The sequence below is a fragment of the Blastococcus sp. SYSU DS1021 genome, assembly GCF_054050995.1.
Genome location: NZ_JBJHAL010000012.1, coordinates 39,477 through 54,607 on the forward strand (window position 1 = coordinate 39,477; position 15,131 = coordinate 54,607).

14 protein-coding genes are annotated in these 15,131 nt (G+C 73.6%); 11 read left to right on the forward strand and 3 right to left on the reverse strand.

Annotated features, from left to right (window positions below; all coding sequences use genetic code 11):
- Nucleotides 1-29 precede the first annotated feature (29 nt).
- Genes ACI8AP_RS10955 through dapF form a run of 3 tightly spaced genes read left to right on the forward strand, consistent with a single transcriptional unit; the run spans nucleotide 30 to nucleotide 2,577 of the window.
- Nucleotides 30-755 carry a hypothetical protein gene (locus ACI8AP_RS10955; RefSeq protein ID WP_456589368.1) on the forward strand — a complete coding sequence of 242 codons (726 nt, stop codon included), beginning with the start codon at nucleotides 30-32 and terminating at the stop codon, nucleotides 753-755.
- Nucleotides 752-1,708 (forward strand): tRNA (adenosine(37)-N6)-dimethylallyltransferase MiaA, encoded by a 957-nt coding sequence (miaA, locus tag ACI8AP_RS10960; protein ID WP_456589369.1) that lies wholly within the window; start codon nucleotides 752-754, stop codon nucleotides 1,706-1,708. Before ACI8AP_RS10955 ends, miaA begins: the two co-directional genes overlap by 4 nt.
- Nucleotides 1,705-2,577 carry a diaminopimelate epimerase gene (dapF, locus tag ACI8AP_RS10965; RefSeq protein ID WP_456589370.1) on the forward strand — a complete coding sequence of 291 codons (873 nt, stop codon included), beginning with the start codon at nucleotides 1,705-1,707 and terminating at the stop codon, nucleotides 2,575-2,577. Before miaA ends, dapF begins: the two co-directional genes overlap by 4 nt.
- A 4-nt stretch (nucleotides 2,578-2,581) precedes the next feature.
- Here the strand turns inward: dapF and ACI8AP_RS10970 are convergent, their stop codons facing one another.
- Entirely contained in the window at nucleotides 2,582-2,788 is a 207-nt protein-coding gene (locus ACI8AP_RS10970; RefSeq protein ID WP_456589371.1) for a hypothetical protein, read from the reverse strand.
- A gap of 114 nt (nucleotides 2,789-2,902) precedes the next feature.
- Between ACI8AP_RS10970 and hflX the strand changes: the two genes are divergently transcribed.
- Genes hflX through ACI8AP_RS10985 form a run of 3 tightly spaced genes read left to right on the forward strand, consistent with a single transcriptional unit; the run spans nucleotide 2,903 to nucleotide 6,189 of the window.
- Nucleotides 2,903-4,393: a GTPase HflX gene (gene hflX / locus ACI8AP_RS10975; protein WP_456589372.1), complete on the forward strand. Its 1,491-nt coding sequence runs from the start codon at nucleotides 2,903-2,905 to the stop codon at nucleotides 4,391-4,393.
- 58 nt (nucleotides 4,394-4,451) lie between these two features.
- Entirely contained in the window at nucleotides 4,452-5,174 is a 723-nt protein-coding gene (locus tag ACI8AP_RS10980) for a phosphatase PAP2 family protein (protein ID WP_456589373.1), read from the forward strand.
- On the forward strand, nucleotides 5,146-6,189 hold the full coding sequence (locus ACI8AP_RS10985) for a hypothetical protein (RefSeq protein WP_456589374.1): 1,044 nt from the start codon (nucleotides 5,146-5,148) through the stop codon (nucleotides 6,187-6,189). Before ACI8AP_RS10980 ends, ACI8AP_RS10985 begins: the two co-directional genes overlap by 29 nt.
- A 3-nt stretch (nucleotides 6,190-6,192) precedes the next feature.
- Here the strand turns inward: ACI8AP_RS10985 and lexA are convergent, their stop codons facing one another.
- Complete coding sequence (gene lexA / locus ACI8AP_RS10990; RefSeq protein ID WP_456589375.1) at nucleotides 6,193-6,960, reverse strand: transcriptional repressor LexA; 768 nt, start codon at nucleotides 6,958-6,960, stop codon at nucleotides 6,193-6,195.
- Between the two features lie 205 nt (nucleotides 6,961-7,165).
- On the opposite strand from lexA, the gene ACI8AP_RS10995 reads away from it, so the two are divergent.
- The 5 genes from ACI8AP_RS10995 (at nucleotide 7,166) to ACI8AP_RS11015 (ending at nucleotide 13,605) form a co-directional block, all read left to right on the forward strand.
- Entirely contained in the window at nucleotides 7,166-7,678 is a 513-nt protein-coding gene (locus tag ACI8AP_RS10995) for a LysM peptidoglycan-binding domain-containing protein (protein ID WP_456589376.1), read from the forward strand.
- A gap of 125 nt (nucleotides 7,679-7,803) precedes the next feature.
- Complete coding sequence (locus tag ACI8AP_RS11000; RefSeq protein WP_456589377.1) at nucleotides 7,804-8,562, forward strand: hypothetical protein; 759 nt, start codon at nucleotides 7,804-7,806, stop codon at nucleotides 8,560-8,562.
- A 516-nt stretch (nucleotides 8,563-9,078) separates the two neighbouring features.
- Entirely contained in the window at nucleotides 9,079-9,600 is a 522-nt protein-coding gene (gene nrdR / locus ACI8AP_RS11005; protein WP_456589378.1) for a transcriptional regulator NrdR, read from the forward strand.
- A 144-nt stretch (nucleotides 9,601-9,744) separates the two neighbouring features.
- The gene (locus tag ACI8AP_RS11010) at nucleotides 9,745-12,627 is read left to right on the forward strand and encodes a vitamin B12-dependent ribonucleotide reductase (protein ID WP_456589379.1); all 2,883 of its coding nucleotides are present in this window, start codon (nucleotides 9,745-9,747) and stop codon (nucleotides 12,625-12,627) included.
- Nucleotides 12,628-12,879: 252 nt separating this feature from the next.
- The gene (locus ACI8AP_RS11015) at nucleotides 12,880-13,605 is read left to right on the forward strand and encodes an IclR family transcriptional regulator (protein WP_456589380.1); all 726 of its coding nucleotides are present in this window, start codon (nucleotides 12,880-12,882) and stop codon (nucleotides 13,603-13,605) included.
- Between the two features lie 76 nt (nucleotides 13,606-13,681).
- On the opposite strand, the gene ACI8AP_RS11020 is transcribed toward ACI8AP_RS11015, so the two are convergent.
- Entirely contained in the window at nucleotides 13,682-15,130 is a 1,449-nt protein-coding gene (locus ACI8AP_RS11020; RefSeq protein WP_456589381.1) for an aldehyde dehydrogenase family protein, read from the reverse strand.
- Nucleotide 15,131: the final 1 nt, after the last annotated feature.

Sequence of the window (15,131 nt, forward strand, 5' to 3'; positions counted from 1 at the left end):
TCCCACGTCGCATCGGCGACACTGCTGCGGTGACCTCCCACCACGGCGGCGTCCCGGCCCGGACGCCCCGCCCGTCGGCTGCCGTCGCCTTCTGCCCGTGCCCGCCGCTGCTCGTCCCGGCGGTGGAGGGGCGGCCCTCGCCCGAGACCGCCGCGCTGCGGTCGGCCTGCGCGGATGCGGTGACCGCCTTGCTCGGCGCCGCGCCGGAGGTGGTGGTCGTCGTGGGGCCCGGTGCGGCGCCCGGGGAACGCTTCGGGCCCGGCGACGGCGGTGACCTCCGCGGGTTCGGCGTCGACCTGGAGCTGCCCTTCGACGGGTGGTTGCGCCCGGGAGGTCTCCGGCTCCCCCTCGCGCACACCGTCGGTACCTGGCTGCTCGACCAGGCGTCGTTCGCCGGCACCCGCGTCGGGGTCGGGCCGGCCGACCTCGGCCAGCTGCTGCGGGACCTGCCGCCTCCGGTGGGCGTGCTCGCGATGGGCGACGGCTCGGCCCGGCGCTCGGTCAAGGCACCCGGGTACCTGGATCCGGCGGCCGAGCCGTTCGACGCCGCCGTCGCCACCGCCCTGGCGACGGGGGACACCGCCGGGCTGGCCGCGCTCGACCCGGCGGCGGGGGAGCGGCTCCTCGCCGCCGGCGTACCGGTCTGGCGGGCGGTGGGAGCCGCGCTCGCGGGCCGGCACGTCACCGCGCGGCTGCGGTACGACGGGGCGCCGTTCGGGGTGGGCTACCCGGTCGCCGACTGGGTGGTCGCGTGAGCGGAGCGCCCGGCGGCGGCGGACCAGTGGTCCCGACCCCGCCGCCGGTGGTCGCGATCGTCGGCCCGACGGCGACCGGCAAGACCGCGCTCGCCGTCGAGCTGGCCCGGCGGCTGGGCGGCGAGGTGGTGAACGCCGACTCGATGCAGCTCTACCGCGGCATGGACATCGGCACCGCCAAGCCCGGTCTCGCCGAGCGCGGCGGGGTGCCGCACCACCTGCTCGACCTGTGGCACGTGCGCGAACCGGCATCGGTGGCCGAGTACCGGCGGCGAGCGCGAGCCGAGATAGACCGGCTGCGGGCCGCCGGCACCGTGCCGCTGCTCGTCGGCGGCTCGGGGTTGTACGTGCGCGCCGTCCTCGACGAGCTGGAGTTCCCCGGCACCGACCCGGTGGTCCGCGCCCGCCTGGAGGGGGAGCTCGCGGACGCCGGTCCGGCCGCGCTGCACGCCCGGCTGGCCGGGCTCGACCCGGCCGCCGCCGCGGCCGTCCTGCCCAGCAACGGCCGGCGGATCGTGCGCGCTCTCGAGGTGATCGAGCTGACCGGTGGGCCGTTCCGCGCCGAGCTCCCCGAGCCGCGCCCGCACTACCCGGCGGTGGTGCTCGGGCTGGACCGCGAACCCGCGGAGCTCGACGAACGGATCGCCGTCCGGGTCGACCGGATGTGGGCCGCGGGGTTCGTGGACGAGGTGGCGGCGCTCGCCGCCGACGGGCTCCGCGAGGGGCCGACGGCCTCCCGCGCCCTCGGCTACGCCCAGGTGCTGGCCCAGTTCGACGGCGCGCTGTCGGCCGAGGAGGCACGCGAGCGCACCGTCACCACGACCCGCAGGTTCGTGCGTCGGCAGCGGTCCTGGTTCCGGCGGGACGCCGCGACGATGTGGCTCGACGCCGCCCGGGCCGACCTGGCCGACGCAGCGACCGGGGTGATCACCGGCCGTACGATCGATCCGTGACCTCCTCGCCGCGCGTGCTGCTCGGGCACGGCACCGAGAACGACTTCGTGGTGCTGCCCGACCCCGACGGCACCGTGTGGGCCGGCGACCGGCTGGATGCCGCCATGGTGCGGCGGCTGTGCGAGCGCCGGGCCGGGCTGGGGGGCGATGGCGTGCTGCGGCTGGTGCGCAGCGCCCACGTGCCCGACGCTCCCGCCGTGCTGGGGGAGGACCTGCCCCGGTGCGAGTGGTTCATGGACCACCGCAACGCCGACGGCTCCTACGCGGAGATGTGCGGCAACGGCATCCGGCTGTTCCTGCACGCGCTGATCAGCGAGGGGCTCGTCGACCGCGCCGCCTGCGCCGACGGCCTGCTCGTCGGCACCCGGGGCGGGCCCCGCCGGGTGGGCGCCGGTGCCGACGGCGGCTACTGGGTCGACATGGGCCCCGCCCGCCCGTTCGGCGAGGGCGAGGCGCTGCTCGACGGCCGGGCGTTCGCCGGTCTCGCCGTCAGCATGGGCAACCCCCACCTGGCCTGCCTGACCGACGTGCCCGTCGAGCAGCTGGACCTGACCGGTACCCCGGCGTTCGACGAGGGGCTGTTCCCGGAGGGCGTCAACGTCGAGCTGGTGAACGTCCTGGAGCCGGGTGCCCACGTGCGGCTGCGGGTCAGCGAGCGCGGGGTGGGCGAGACGCGGTCGTGCGGCACCGGCGCCTGCGCCGCGGCCTACGCGGCCCTGCGTGCCGCGGGCGCCGACGAGGGCACGGTCGTCGTCGACGTCCCCGGGGGCCGCCTGTCGGTGCAGGTGACCCCCGGGACGACGGTCCTCAGCGGTCCGGCCGTGCTGGTGTCGGCCGGCACGCTGTGCCCGGAGTGGCTCCGGGCCTGAGGCGTCAGCGGCGGTCGTCGTCGGGCGGCAGCGGGACCATCGCGTCGTCGTCGCCGGTGGCCGGAGGGGTGGGTGGCGCCCCCCGGCCGCTGTCCTGGTCGGCGCCGGCACCCATCGGGTTGCGCGGCGGGCCGCCGATGCCCTCGGGGTCCCGGCCCGGGTCGTCCAGCTCGCTGTTCGAACCCAGCCGGCTCGATCCGCTCTCGCTCATCGGTTCCTCCTCCGTGCGTCGCGTTCGTCGCGCTGGCCCTACCCCTGCCGCCGGTCGGGATGCATCCGGGGCGTCGATGCGTTGTACCGGGCGATGACAACTCAGGTGCTTTCCATGCAGGACCGTGCCACGCTGGAGACGATGACGACCGCCCCCGACGCCCTGCCCCTCGACGAGCAGGCCGACCTCGACACCCGCTCCGCGCCCACCGGGCGGTGGGCCGAGGCCGACGACACCACCGGCTCCTACGCGCTCGAGGCGCGCGGCGCCCTGCGCCGGGTGGCCGGTCTCTCCACCGAGCTCGCCGACGTCACCGAGGTCGAGTACCGGCAGCTGCGACTCGAGCGCGTCGTGCTCGTCGGCGTCTGGACCGAGGGCACCCAGGCCGACGCCGACCGCTCGCTGGCCGAGCTGGCCGCCCTGGCCGAGACGGCGGGCTCGCAGGTGCTCGAGGCGGTCAGCCAGCGGCGCGACAAGCCCGACGCTGCCACCTACGTCGGCTCGGGCAAGGCCAACGAGATCCGCGACATCGTCGCCGCCACCGGCGCCGACACCGTCATCTGTGACGGTGAGCTCACCCCCGGCCAGCTCAACCAGCTGGAGAAGGTGCTCAAGGTCAAGGTCGTCGACCGGACGGCGCTGATCCTCGACATCTTCGCCCAGCACGCGACGAGCCGGGAGGGCAAGGCCCAGGTCGAGCTCGCCCAGATGCAGTACATGCTGCCGCGGCTGCGCGGTTGGGGTGAGTCGATGTCCCGGCAGGCCGGTGGCCGGGTCGCCGGCGGTGGCGGCATCGGTACCCGCGGACCGGGTGAGACGAAGATCGAGACCGACCGCCGGCGCATCCGCGCCCGGGTGAGCAAGCTGCGCCGGGAGATCGCCGGCATGGCGACCGCCCGCGCCACCCAGCGGGCGAGCCGGGGACGCAACGCCGTGCCGAGCGTGGCGATCGCCGGGTACACCAATGCGGGCAAGTCAAGCCTGCTCAACCAGCTCACCGGCGCCGGCGTGCTGGTGGAGAACGCGCTGTTCGCCACCCTCGACCCGACGGTGCGCCGGGCGCAGTCGCCGGACGGCCGGGAGTACACGCTCACCGACACCGTCGGCTTCGTGCGCCACCTGCCGCACCAGCTGGTGGACGCGTTCCGCTCCACGCTGGAGGAGGTCGCCGCGGCGGACCTGCTGCTGCACGTGGTCGACGGCTCCGACCCCGATCCGCTCGGTCAGATCGACGCCGTCCACGTCGTGCTGAGCGAGATCGACGCGGCCGCCGTGCCGGAGGTCATCGTCGTCAACAAGGTCGACGCGATGAGCGAGGAGGACATCCTCACCCTCCGCCAGGCCCTGCCGGGCGCGGTCTGGGTCTCGGCCCGCACCGGCGTCGGCATCGACGCCCTCCGCAAGCTGGTGGCCGAGCGGCTGCCGCACCCCGACGTCGAGGTCGACGTGCTCGTGCCCTACGAGCGCGGTGATCTCGTGGCCCGGGTGCACCGGGACGGCGAGGTGCTCGGCGAGCGGCACGAGGACGGCGGCACACGGCTCACCGCGCGGGTGGACGGCGCCCTCGCCGCGGTGCTCGAGGAGTTCGCGGTCCCGGTGGGCTGAGCTGGGGCGGTCGATCGGCTCGGATCACGATCCGGTCACGGGCCGGTACGGTGGCGGCGTGACCAGGGGCGCGGTGCGGGTGGCCGAGTCACCGCGCGCCGCCCCCGTGGTCCCGCCCGGCCGGCCGCCGTGGTGGCTGGTCGCCGTGGCGCTGCTGGTCGGCGTCCTCATCACCGCCGACCTGCTCCGCCACGGGCCGTCGGAGCGGATGGACCTCCGGGTGTCGGAGATCGTCAGCGACTGGGGCCTGAGGGACACGCCGGGCTACCCGGCGGTGTGGGTGGTCACGCAGCTCGGCGGGCGCGTGACCATCCTCGTCGTCCTCGCCGGCCTGGTCGGCTACCTGCTGTGGCGGCGCGGCACCTGGATGCCGGCCCTCCGCGTGCTGCTGGCGCTCGGGGTGCTGACCGCCGGGGTGTACGCGATCAAGCACGGGATCGGGCGGACGGCGCCGGCGTTCCCGGGCTCCTACTTCTTCCACGCCGACGGCGCCTCGTTCCCCTCCGGTCACGTCGCCAACGCAGTGCTCATGTGGGGGGTGGCCCGCTGGCAGGCGGTCGAGTACGGGCTCCCGCCGGCGGTACAGCGGACCTTCTGGTGGCTGAGCGTCGTCGGGCCGGTCGCCACTGGCGCGGCGATGGTGTCGCTGGACTTCCACTGGGTCACCGACGCGGTCGTGGGCGCCGCTGTCGGGATCGTCCTCCTGGGCGTGGTTCATGCACTGGACGCGATGGTTCTGTCACGCTTGGTACGTGCCCGAGCAGGCCAAGCGAGTTCCTAGCCGCGCCCGGCGGCGTCGGCTCGTCGTCGCGAGCGCCCTGACCGGCGCCCTGGCCGTGCTCGTCCCCGGGTCCGCGTCGGCGGAGGAGCCGGCGCCGGAGGTCCGGTGCGCCATCACGGACCCCCGACTCGCCGAGCTGTCCGGCCTGGTGGTGGTAGGAGAGCAGATGCTCGCCCTCAACGACGGCGGTGACCGGGTCGAAGTCCTCGGGCTCGATGCCGCCTGTGCGGTGGTCGACGTGCAGGCCGGGGCCGCGGACCCCTTCGACCCCGAAGACCTCGGCGTCGGCTCGGACGGGAGCGTCTGGATCGCCGACACCGGTGACAACGGCACGAGCCGTGCCACCGTCGCGCTGCATGTCCTCCGGCCCGACGGCGCGGCAGCGCTGCATCGGCTGACCTACCCCGACGGCGCGCACGACGCCGAGGCGCTGCTCCTGGCCCCGGACGGGACGCCGTACCTCGTGACCAAGGAAGTGCTCGGCTCCAGCGGGGTCTACCGGCCCGCCGCCGCGCTCGTCGACGGCGGCACTGTGCCGATGGAGCGGGTGGGCACGGTCAACGTCACCCTCACCGGAACCCCGGGTGGCCCCGTGGGTCGTGCGGGGCAGTTGCTGATCACCGGAGGTGCCGTTGCCGGCGACGGGAGCGCACTGGCGCTGCGCACCTACACGGACGCCTACGTGTGGCCGCTGTCCGGTTCGGACGTGCCCGGTGCGCTGGCCGGCGAACCGGTGCGGGTGGCGCTCCCCGAGTCGCCGCAGGGCGAGGCCGTCAGCTTCTCCGCCGACAACCGGGCGCTCGTGGTCGCGAGCGAGGGCCTGCCCAGCGCCGTCACCGTGGTTCCCCTGCCCGCCGCGACCGCCGCCGCGAAGCCGACTCCCGCGGAGGACCCGCTGCCGTCCTTCGCGGAACTCACCCGCTCGGACCGCTCGCCGATCGCCTCGGCGCTGATCGCCGCCGTCGTCGCCACTCTCGTGGTCTGGGTGGGCGGGAAACTGCGCCGCCGGACCTGACCCTCAGACCCGGCGCAGGACCGACACCACCCGCCCGAGGATCGTCGCCTCGTCTCCGGGAATCGGTTCGTAGGCCGGGTTGTGCGGCAGCAGCCACACGTGACCGTCCCGGCGCTTGTAGGTCTTCACCGTCGCCTCGCCGTCGATCATCGCCGCCACGATCTCCCCGTTCTCGGCGGTCGGCTGCTGGCGGACGACGACCCAGTCGCCGTCGCAGATGGCGGCCTCGACCATCGAGTCGCCGGCCACCTTGAGCATGAAGACGGTTCCCTCGCCGACCAGCTCGCGCGGCAGCGGGAAGACGTCCTCCACCGCCTGCTCGGCGAGCACTGGGCCACCGGCGGCGATCCGGCCCACGAGCGGGACATAGGCGGGCGCGGCGGCCTGCACGCCGTCGCCGACCACGGGGGGTTCGACCGGTGCGGCGGTGGCCCGGCCGGCATCCCCGGGCAGTCGCACGTCCAGGGCGCGCGGGCGGTTCGGGTCGCGCCGCAGCCAGCCCTTCTTCTGCAGCACCGAGAGCTGGTGCGCGACCGAGGATGCCGAGGACAGCCCGACGGCCTCGCCGATCTCACGCACCGACGGCGGGTAGCCGCGCCGGTCGATGGAGTCGCGGATCACCTCGAGCACCCGCCGCTGCCGCTGGGTGAGCCCGTCCCCATCGGCCGCGCGGTCGGGAAAGGCCCGTACCGACGCCGAACCGTCCGCCGTCCCCGGGGCCACGCCCGCGGTGCCGCCCCGGTTGCCGGACGTCCTGCTCGAGTCCGCCACGTCTCCTCCTCGCCGGCTGCCCGCGCAGCTCTCGACCCTCGTCGTCGGAGGAACGGTAGCGCCGATCGGCGGCCACTTCAAACAGGTGTTCGAAACTTTCCCGTGTCGCTCCCCAAGTGTCGGTCCCATCCGGTAGACATCGGACAAGCGTTCGAATCGAACACACGTTCGCGTCCGGCGGGTGCCGGCCAGGAGGGCTGAACACATGACGAGCAGCACGGCACTGCGGGTCCGCGGCCAGGTGTCGGTCGACCCGGGGGAGCGGCGCGCCGGTCCGCCACCCGCCCGGCGTCTCCGGGTGCTCCCGCCGCCTCGCTCCTACGCGGAGATGCCCGAACCTCTGCCCGCGCCGGCTCGCGGGAGGATGAGCGGCCCACGGGCGACGGTGGGGCGATCGCCCGGCCGGGGGCGTCGGGAGCGGGTGGAGCAGCCGCCGCTCCGGTTGACGTCGCGCGGCCGTCGTGTGCTCGCGGTCCTCACCCTCCTCCTCGCCGCGGGCGTGATCGTCCTCGGCAGCGCCGTCCTCGGGGATGCGGGTGGCGGATTGGAGCTCATGGGGACGACCAATGTGATCGTCGAGCCGGGTGACACGCTCTGGTCCATCGCCGGCGCGGTCGCCGACGGGCGCGATGTCCGCGACGTCGTCGTCGACATCCAGCGGCTGAACGGGCTCGGCTCCGCGGCCATCTCGCCTGGTCAGGTCCTCGTCCTGCCCTGACGGCCCCGTAGGGCTCGGTGCCTGCGCGCCAGGGCGAGGTGTTCACAACGCGGCCCGGCGACTTCGTCAACCCTCAGTACAGGCACGTTCACCGTGCGTGCTGGTCGGCCACCTACGGTACGTCCGTGTCCAGCGTCATGGAGAACCGCGCCGCCGTGTTCACCACTCGTCCCCAGGCCGTCGAGGTCCACCAGGCGGGTGCCTGGTGTGCGGGGGAGCTGTTGGGGTGGCGACACGACGACTCCGGCGCGTGCCAGATGTGGGTGCGGGTCGTCGCCGGAGGCGAGGAGCAGGCGCTCTGGATCGACCTGGGGGATGTGCGGCTCCCGGAGTCGCCGGCCGTCGAGGTGTCCCCGGTGACGCAGGCGATGCCCGCCTCCCTGTCAGCGGCACCGCTGCGTGACGGTCCGTCGACCGATGTCGAGGCGACCGCCAGCCTGCCGCTGCTGCGCGACCGCTGCGAGCCGCGAACCGGTGCCCAGCGGCCGGGCGGTCGCCGGCGCGCGCCGGAGAGCGACGCCGTGCAGGCCGCGCCGGCGTCCTCGGTGCCGGTGCCGGTGCCGCCCCCGGGTCGGCACCGCGCTCCGGCCACCGAGTCCGGCCCGGTCGTGGGCCGGCACCGCGCCGCCGACACCGACCTCTTCCCGGCCGTCGTCGAGAGCGCGCCGGACGCGCAGTCCCCGACCCGTGAGGACCGACCGCGGGGCGGTGGCTGGTCGGTGCCCGCGGCCCGCTCCGCGAGCACGGTCGAGACCCGCTCCACGGCGAGCGGCTGGACCCCGCCGGCCGACGTCGACCAGGATCTCCTGACCCGCCCGATGCGGTTGAGTGACCAGATCCCGCACTCGCGGCGGCCCCGGGTGGGCGGCGCGGTCAGCGTCTGATCGTCGTTCGGCGGCCCTCGCCGCGTCGACCCCGCGGGGGTGCTCGGCGCCGCCGTCGCGTGCCCGCCGGGTCGCCCGTGGCCGGGTGCGGACCGCCCAGTTCGCCGATCGGTGTGCGGCCGGCGCGTGGTTCTGCGGGTCGGAACCGCGCATGAGCGCACAGCCTTGCCGGGGCGAGCGTCCCCGGGTCGTTCCTGCGGTGTGTCGCCGCGCTCGGCACCCTCTCCGGGGAGCGTCGGGCACGGAGTTCGGCGCGTCGTCGCGGCGTGTCCTGTGACAGCTGGGGACCGCTGTTCCGCCTGCGCACCGCAGTGTCGGGGCGGAACACGCCGACGGAACGATCACTTGCACATCTTGTGTGGCCCGTCCTAGGGTTCCCCTACATCTAGTAGTTACAGAGCTGTAAGCCCGTCCACAGGCTGGTCCTCAGGTTGTCCCCGGCGCATCCACCGGATGTCCCCAGGGGAGTGCACAGCCGGCCGGTGGCGGGCGCGGCGCGAAGGGAGGTGAACCACCGTGCGTTGCCCGTTCTGCCACAACGCCGACAGTCGGGTCATCGACTCGCGGGAGGCCGACGAGGGCGCCACCACCCGGCGTCGTCGCTCCTGTCCTGCGTGCGGGCGGCGGTTCACCACCGTCGAGGAGGCGGTGCTCGCCGTCGTCAAGCGCAACGGCGTCAGCGAGCCGTTCAACCGCAGCAAGGTGGTTGCCGGCGTCCGGCGGGCCTGCCAGGGCCGGCCGGTCGACGAGGGCCAGCTCAAGCTCCTCGCCCAGCAGGTGGAGGACGCCATCCGCGCCAGCGGCGCGGCGGAGGTGCCGAGCCACGAGGTCGGCCTGGCCATCCTCGGCCCGCTGCGCGAGCTGGACGAGGTGGCCTACCTCCGGTTCGCCAGCGTCTACCGCTCCTTCACCTCGGTGGCCGACTTCGAGCGGGAGATCGCCGAGCTGAAGGCCCGGCAGCCCGCCGCGCCGCCGGGGGAGACGGGCCCGCCCGAGCCCCGGCGACCCGTTCCGTCCGGCACCGGCGCCGGCACCTGAGAACTGTCGGTGCCACCCGATAGACAGCAGTTCGAGCAGTTACCGATCGCGGCTCTTCCCCAGCCCCCGATCCACCACCGCGCAGCACCACCGCGCAGCCCCGCGAAGCACCACGCGACACACGACCAGGGAGAGCTCCACACCATGACCGAGACCGACGACCGCGTGGCCGGCGCCCGCCCCCGCCGCAGCGCCAAGACTCCCAGCCGGGCCAAGGGCCTCAAGATCAAGCGCGTCTTCACCACCGCTGGTGTGCACCCGTACGACGAGGTGACCTGGGAGCGTCGTGACGTCGTCATGACCAACTGGCGGGACGGCTCGATCAACTTCGAGCAGCGCGGTGTCGAGTTCCCGGCCGAGTGGAGCATCAACGCCACCAACATCGTCACCACGAAGTACTTCCGCGGCGCCGTCGGCACCCCGCAGCGCGAGACCAGCCTGCGCCAGCTCATCGACCGCGTGGTGCTCACCTACACCGAGGCCGGCCGCGAGCACGGCTACTTCGCCACCGAGGGCGACGCCGAGGTCTTCGAGCACGAGCTGACCTGGATGCTGCTGCACCAGTACTTCAGCTTCAACTCGCCGGTCTGGTTCAACGTCGGCACGAGCGCGCCGCAGCAGGTCAGCGCCTGCTTCATCCTCGCCGTCGACGACGAGATGGACTCGATCCTGAACTGGTACCGCGAGGAGGGCCTGATCTTCAAGGGCGGCTCCGGTGCCGGCCTGAACCTCTCCCGCATCCGCTCCTCCAAGGAGCTGCTCTCCTCCGGCGGCACGGCCTCCGGCCCGGTCAGCTTCATGCGCGGCGCCGACGCCTCCGCCGGGACCATCAAGTCCGGTGGCGCCACCCGCCGCGCGGCGAAGATGGTCGTCCTCGACATCGACCACCCCGACATCGAGGAGTTCATCGAGACCAAGGCGCGCGAGGAGGACAAGATCCGCGCGCTGCGCGACGCCGGGTACGACATGGACCTCGGTGGCAAGGACATCACCAGCGTCCAGTACCAGAACGCCAACAACTCGGTCCGCGTCTCCGACGAGTTCATGCGCGCGGTGGAGGAGGGCGACGAGTTCGGCCTGCGGGCCCGCCTCGACGGCTCGGTCATCGAGACCGTCGACGCCAAGTCGCTGTTCCGCAAGGTCACCCAGGCCGCCTGGGAGTGCGCCGACCCGGGCATCCAGTACGACGACACGATCAACGACTGGCACACCAACCCCGAGACCGGCCGCATCAACGCGTCCAACCCGTGCTCGGAGTACATGAGCCTGGACAACAGCTCGTGCAACCTGGCGTCGCTGAACCTCATGAAGTTCCTCAAGGACGACGGCACGTTCGACGCCAAGAACTTCGTGAAGGCCGTCGAGCTGGTCATCACCGCGATGGACATCTCGATCTGCTTCGCCGACTTCCCGACCGAGCCGATCGGCGAGACCACCCGCGCCTACCGGCAGCTGGGCATCGGCTACGCCAACCTGGGCGCCCTGCTCATGGCGACCGGCCACGCCTACGACTCGCGCGGTGGCCAGACGCTGGCCGCGGCGATCACCTCGCTGATGACCGGCACCGCCTACCGGCGCTCGGCCGAGCTCGCTGGCATCGTGGGGGCCTACGAGGGCTTCGCCCGCAACGCCGACGCGCACGCCCGGGTCATGCGCAAGCACGCCGCGGCCAACGACGCGATCCGCCCGGTGGGCGCCGACGACGCCGACGTGCTGAAGGTCGCCACCCAGCAGTGGCAGGAGTGCCTGGAGATCGGCGCCGAGAACGGCTGGCGCAACGCCCAGGCCTCGGTGCTGGCCCCCACCGGCACGATCGGTTTCATGATGGACTGCGACACGACCGGCATCGAGCCGGACTTCTCGCTGGTCAAGTTCAAGAAGCTGGTCGGCGGCGGCTCCATGCAGATCGTCAACCAGACGGTGCCGCGGGCGCTGCGGAGCCTGGGCTACCAGGAGGAGCAGATCGAGGCGATCGTCGAGTACATCGCCGAGCACGGCCACGTCGTCGATGCCCCGAGCCTGCGCCCGGAGCACTACGAGGTGTTCGACTGCGCCATGGGTGAGCGGGCCATCTCCCCGATGGGCCACGTCCGCATGATGGCCGCGGTCCAGCCCTTCATCTCCGGCGCGATCAGCAAGACGGTCAACATGCCGGAGACGGCGACCGTCGAGGACGTCGAGACGATCTACTTCCAGGGCTGGAAGATGGGTCTCAAGGCGCTGGCGATCTACCGCGACAACTGCAAGGTCGGCCAGCCGCTGTCCGGCGGCAAGGGCAAGAACGACGGCACCAAGGACGAGGTGAAGGCCGAGGCGACGGCGCCGGCCGCGCTGGCGCACCCGGTGCGCAAGCGGCTGCCGAAGAAGCGGACGAGCGTCACCACCTCGTTCAGCGTCGCCGGGGCCGAGGGCTACATGACCGCCGGGATGTACGAGGACGGCAGCCTCGGTGAGGTCTTCCTGAAGCTCGGCAAGCAGGGGTCGACCCTCGCCGGCGTGATGGACGCCTTCTCCATCTCGCTGTCCATCGCGCTGCAGCACGGTGTTCCGCTGGAGACCTACATCCAGAAGTTCACCAACATGCGCTTCGAGCCGGCCGGCATGACCGACGACCCGGACATCCGGATCGCCCAGTCGGTGATGGACTACATCTTCCGTCGCCTGGCGCTGGACCACCTGCCGGTCGAGAAGCGGGCCGGGCTCGGCATCTTCACGGCCGAGGAGCGCGCGGCCCAGGTGGCCGGGTACGACACCTCTGCCTCGACCGCCGCGGTCGTCGAGGAGGAGGAGGTCGACCTGGAGCAGCTGCGCGGCTCCGCGCCGATCGAGAGCGCTCCGGCCAAGGAGAAGGTGACCCCGGAGGGTCCGAAGTCGGTCAAGGAGGCGCACTCCTCGGCCGAGCTCCTCGAGCTGGTCACCGGCACCGCCACCGACGCGCCGCTGTGCATGACCTGCGGCACGAAGATGCGCCCGGCCGGCAGCTGCTACGTCTGCGAGGGCTGCGGCTCCACCAGCGGCTGCAGCTGAGATGAACGGCCAGGAGGACTTCCGCTGAATCGGACGCCTTCTCCCGCCTGAGGGCAGGAGCGCCCGATCCCGGTCGGCGGGAGACCTCCTCGGCCAGCACGGCTCGCCCACCGGCCCGGCTCTGCTCGGCAGAGCCGGGCCGGTGGCATGTCCACGGCCGGAACGACGCCACCGGCGGACGGTCGGCGGCCGTGATGACGGAGCGGCGACTCAGCCGGGGTGCGGGTGGCCGCGGCGGGCGACCGTAGGCTGGTGGCGGTACCGATCACGCTCGGAAGGACGACGATGTCGGACGGCGAGGGCGCGAGCGCGCCGCAGTCACAGACGCTCGACCGCGGCATCCGCATCCTCGAGCACCTGGCTGCCACCGGCAGTCCCCAGCCGATCGCCGACATCGGGCAGGCGCTCGGTCTGCACCGGTCCATCACCTACCGCCTGCTCCGGACGCTCGAGGACCACCAGCTCGTCGAGCGCGACGCGGTCGGCCGGTACTGGCTGGGGCTGGGGATGGCCGGCCTGGCGCGCGGTGTGCGCAGCGACCTCCAGACCGCCGCCCTGCCGCGGCTCAACGCGCTCGTGGCGGAACTGGCCATGACCGCCTTCCTCGTCGTCCGGACCGGCGACGAGGCGGTCACGGTGGCCACCGTCGAGCCGCAGGACGCGTCCGCGCACGTGGTGTACCGGCCCGGCACCCGCCACCCCGTCGGCCGGGGAGCGCCCGGGCTGGCGCTGCTCATGCCCGAGCCCCCCGCCCCCGACGACCGCGACGCGCTGCGGGAGGCCCGGCGGGTCGGCTGGGCCTCCTCGCACGGCGAGGTGATCCCCGGCCTGCGATCGATCGCCGCGCCCGTGGTGGGCCCCGACGGCGGGCAGCGAGCGGCGCTCGCCGTGGTCTTCGTCGACGACACCGCCGACGTGGCCCGGATCGGGCGCGCCGTCGTCGAGGCGGCCGAGAAGGTCGGCGCCGCGCTCCGCTGACCCGCGCGGAGGACGCCGCTGCCCCGGCACCCGTGGGGGATGCCGGGGCAGCGGCGGCGCGAACCGGGACCCGGGCTCAGCCGTTGATGACCTGCGGAACCGCGACCGCCTTCAGCCCCTCCACCCCGAACTCGAGCCCGTAGCCGGACTTCTTGACCCCGCCGAAGGGGATCATCGGGTGCACGGTGCCGTGCGAGTTGATCCAGACGGTGCCGGCCTGCAGCCGCGCCGCCACGGCGCGCGCCGCTGCCCGGTCACTGCTCCACACCGAGGCGCCCAGGCCGACGTCGAGCCGGTTGGCCATCGCCACCGCCTGGTCGACGTCCTCGTACCGGATGATCGGCAGCGCCGGGCCGAACTGCTCCTCCGCCACCAGCGGGTTGTCGTCGGCCACGTCGGTGACGATCGTGGTCGGGTAGAAGTACCCGGCCGCGTCGGGGTCGGGGTCCCCACCGAGGAGCACCGTCGCGCCGGAGTCCCGCGCCGCCTCGACCAGCCGGGCGACGATGTCGAACTGCGCGCGGTTCTGCAGCGGGCCCAGCACGTTCTGCTCGTCCAGGCCCCGGCCCATGGGCATCGCCTTCGCCACGTCGACCAGCGCGGCGACGACCTCGTCGTAGACGTCGGTGTGCACATAGAGCCGCTTGAGCGCGGCGCAGGTCTGCCCGGTGTTGATGAACGCGCCCCAGAACAGGCCCTCGGCGATGGCGCGGGGGTCGACGTCGGGCAGCACGATGCCGGCGTCGTTGCCGCCGAGCTCGAGGGTCAGCCGCTTCACCGTGTCCGCCGAGCTCTTGATGATCGCCTGCCCGGTGGCGGTCGAGCCGGTGAACATCAGCTTGTCGACGTCGGGGTGGCTGGACAGGCGGGCCCCGATCTCCCGCCCCCCGGCCACGACGGAGAGCACGTCGGCGGGCAGCACCCCGCTGAGCACGTGGACGAGGGCCAGCACGCTCAGCGGCGTGTACTCCGAGGGCTTGACCACCACGGTGTTGCCCATCCGCAGGGCGGGCGCGACCTGCCAGACGGTGATCATCATCGGCCAGTTCCACGGTCCGATGGCGCCGACGACACCGACCGGGCGGTAGTGCAGCTCCGCGTGCACCTCGCCGTCGTCGACCACTGTCTCGACCGGCAGCTCGGTGGCAGCGGTGGCGCGCAGCCAGGCCGCGCAGGCGCCGACCTCGAACCGGGCGTTGGGACCGTTGAGCGGCTTGCCCTGCTCGCGGGAGAGCAGCTCGGCGAGCGGCTCCGCGTACGCCTCGACCGCGTCCGCGGCACGCAGCAGCAGCTCGATGCGCTCCGCGTCGGTGCGGGCCGCCCACGCCGGCTGGGCGGCGCGGGCACGGGCGACGGCGTCGTCGAGGTCCGCGACGGACTGCTCCGGGGCGCGGCCGACGACCTCGCCGGTCGCGGGATCCAGGATCTCCCGGCCACCGGGATCGACGACGGCGGCCAGCAGGCTCTCGCACGTCGGGGTCTCCGGCGTGGTCGTAACGGGCTCGGTCACGGTCGGGGTGGTCATC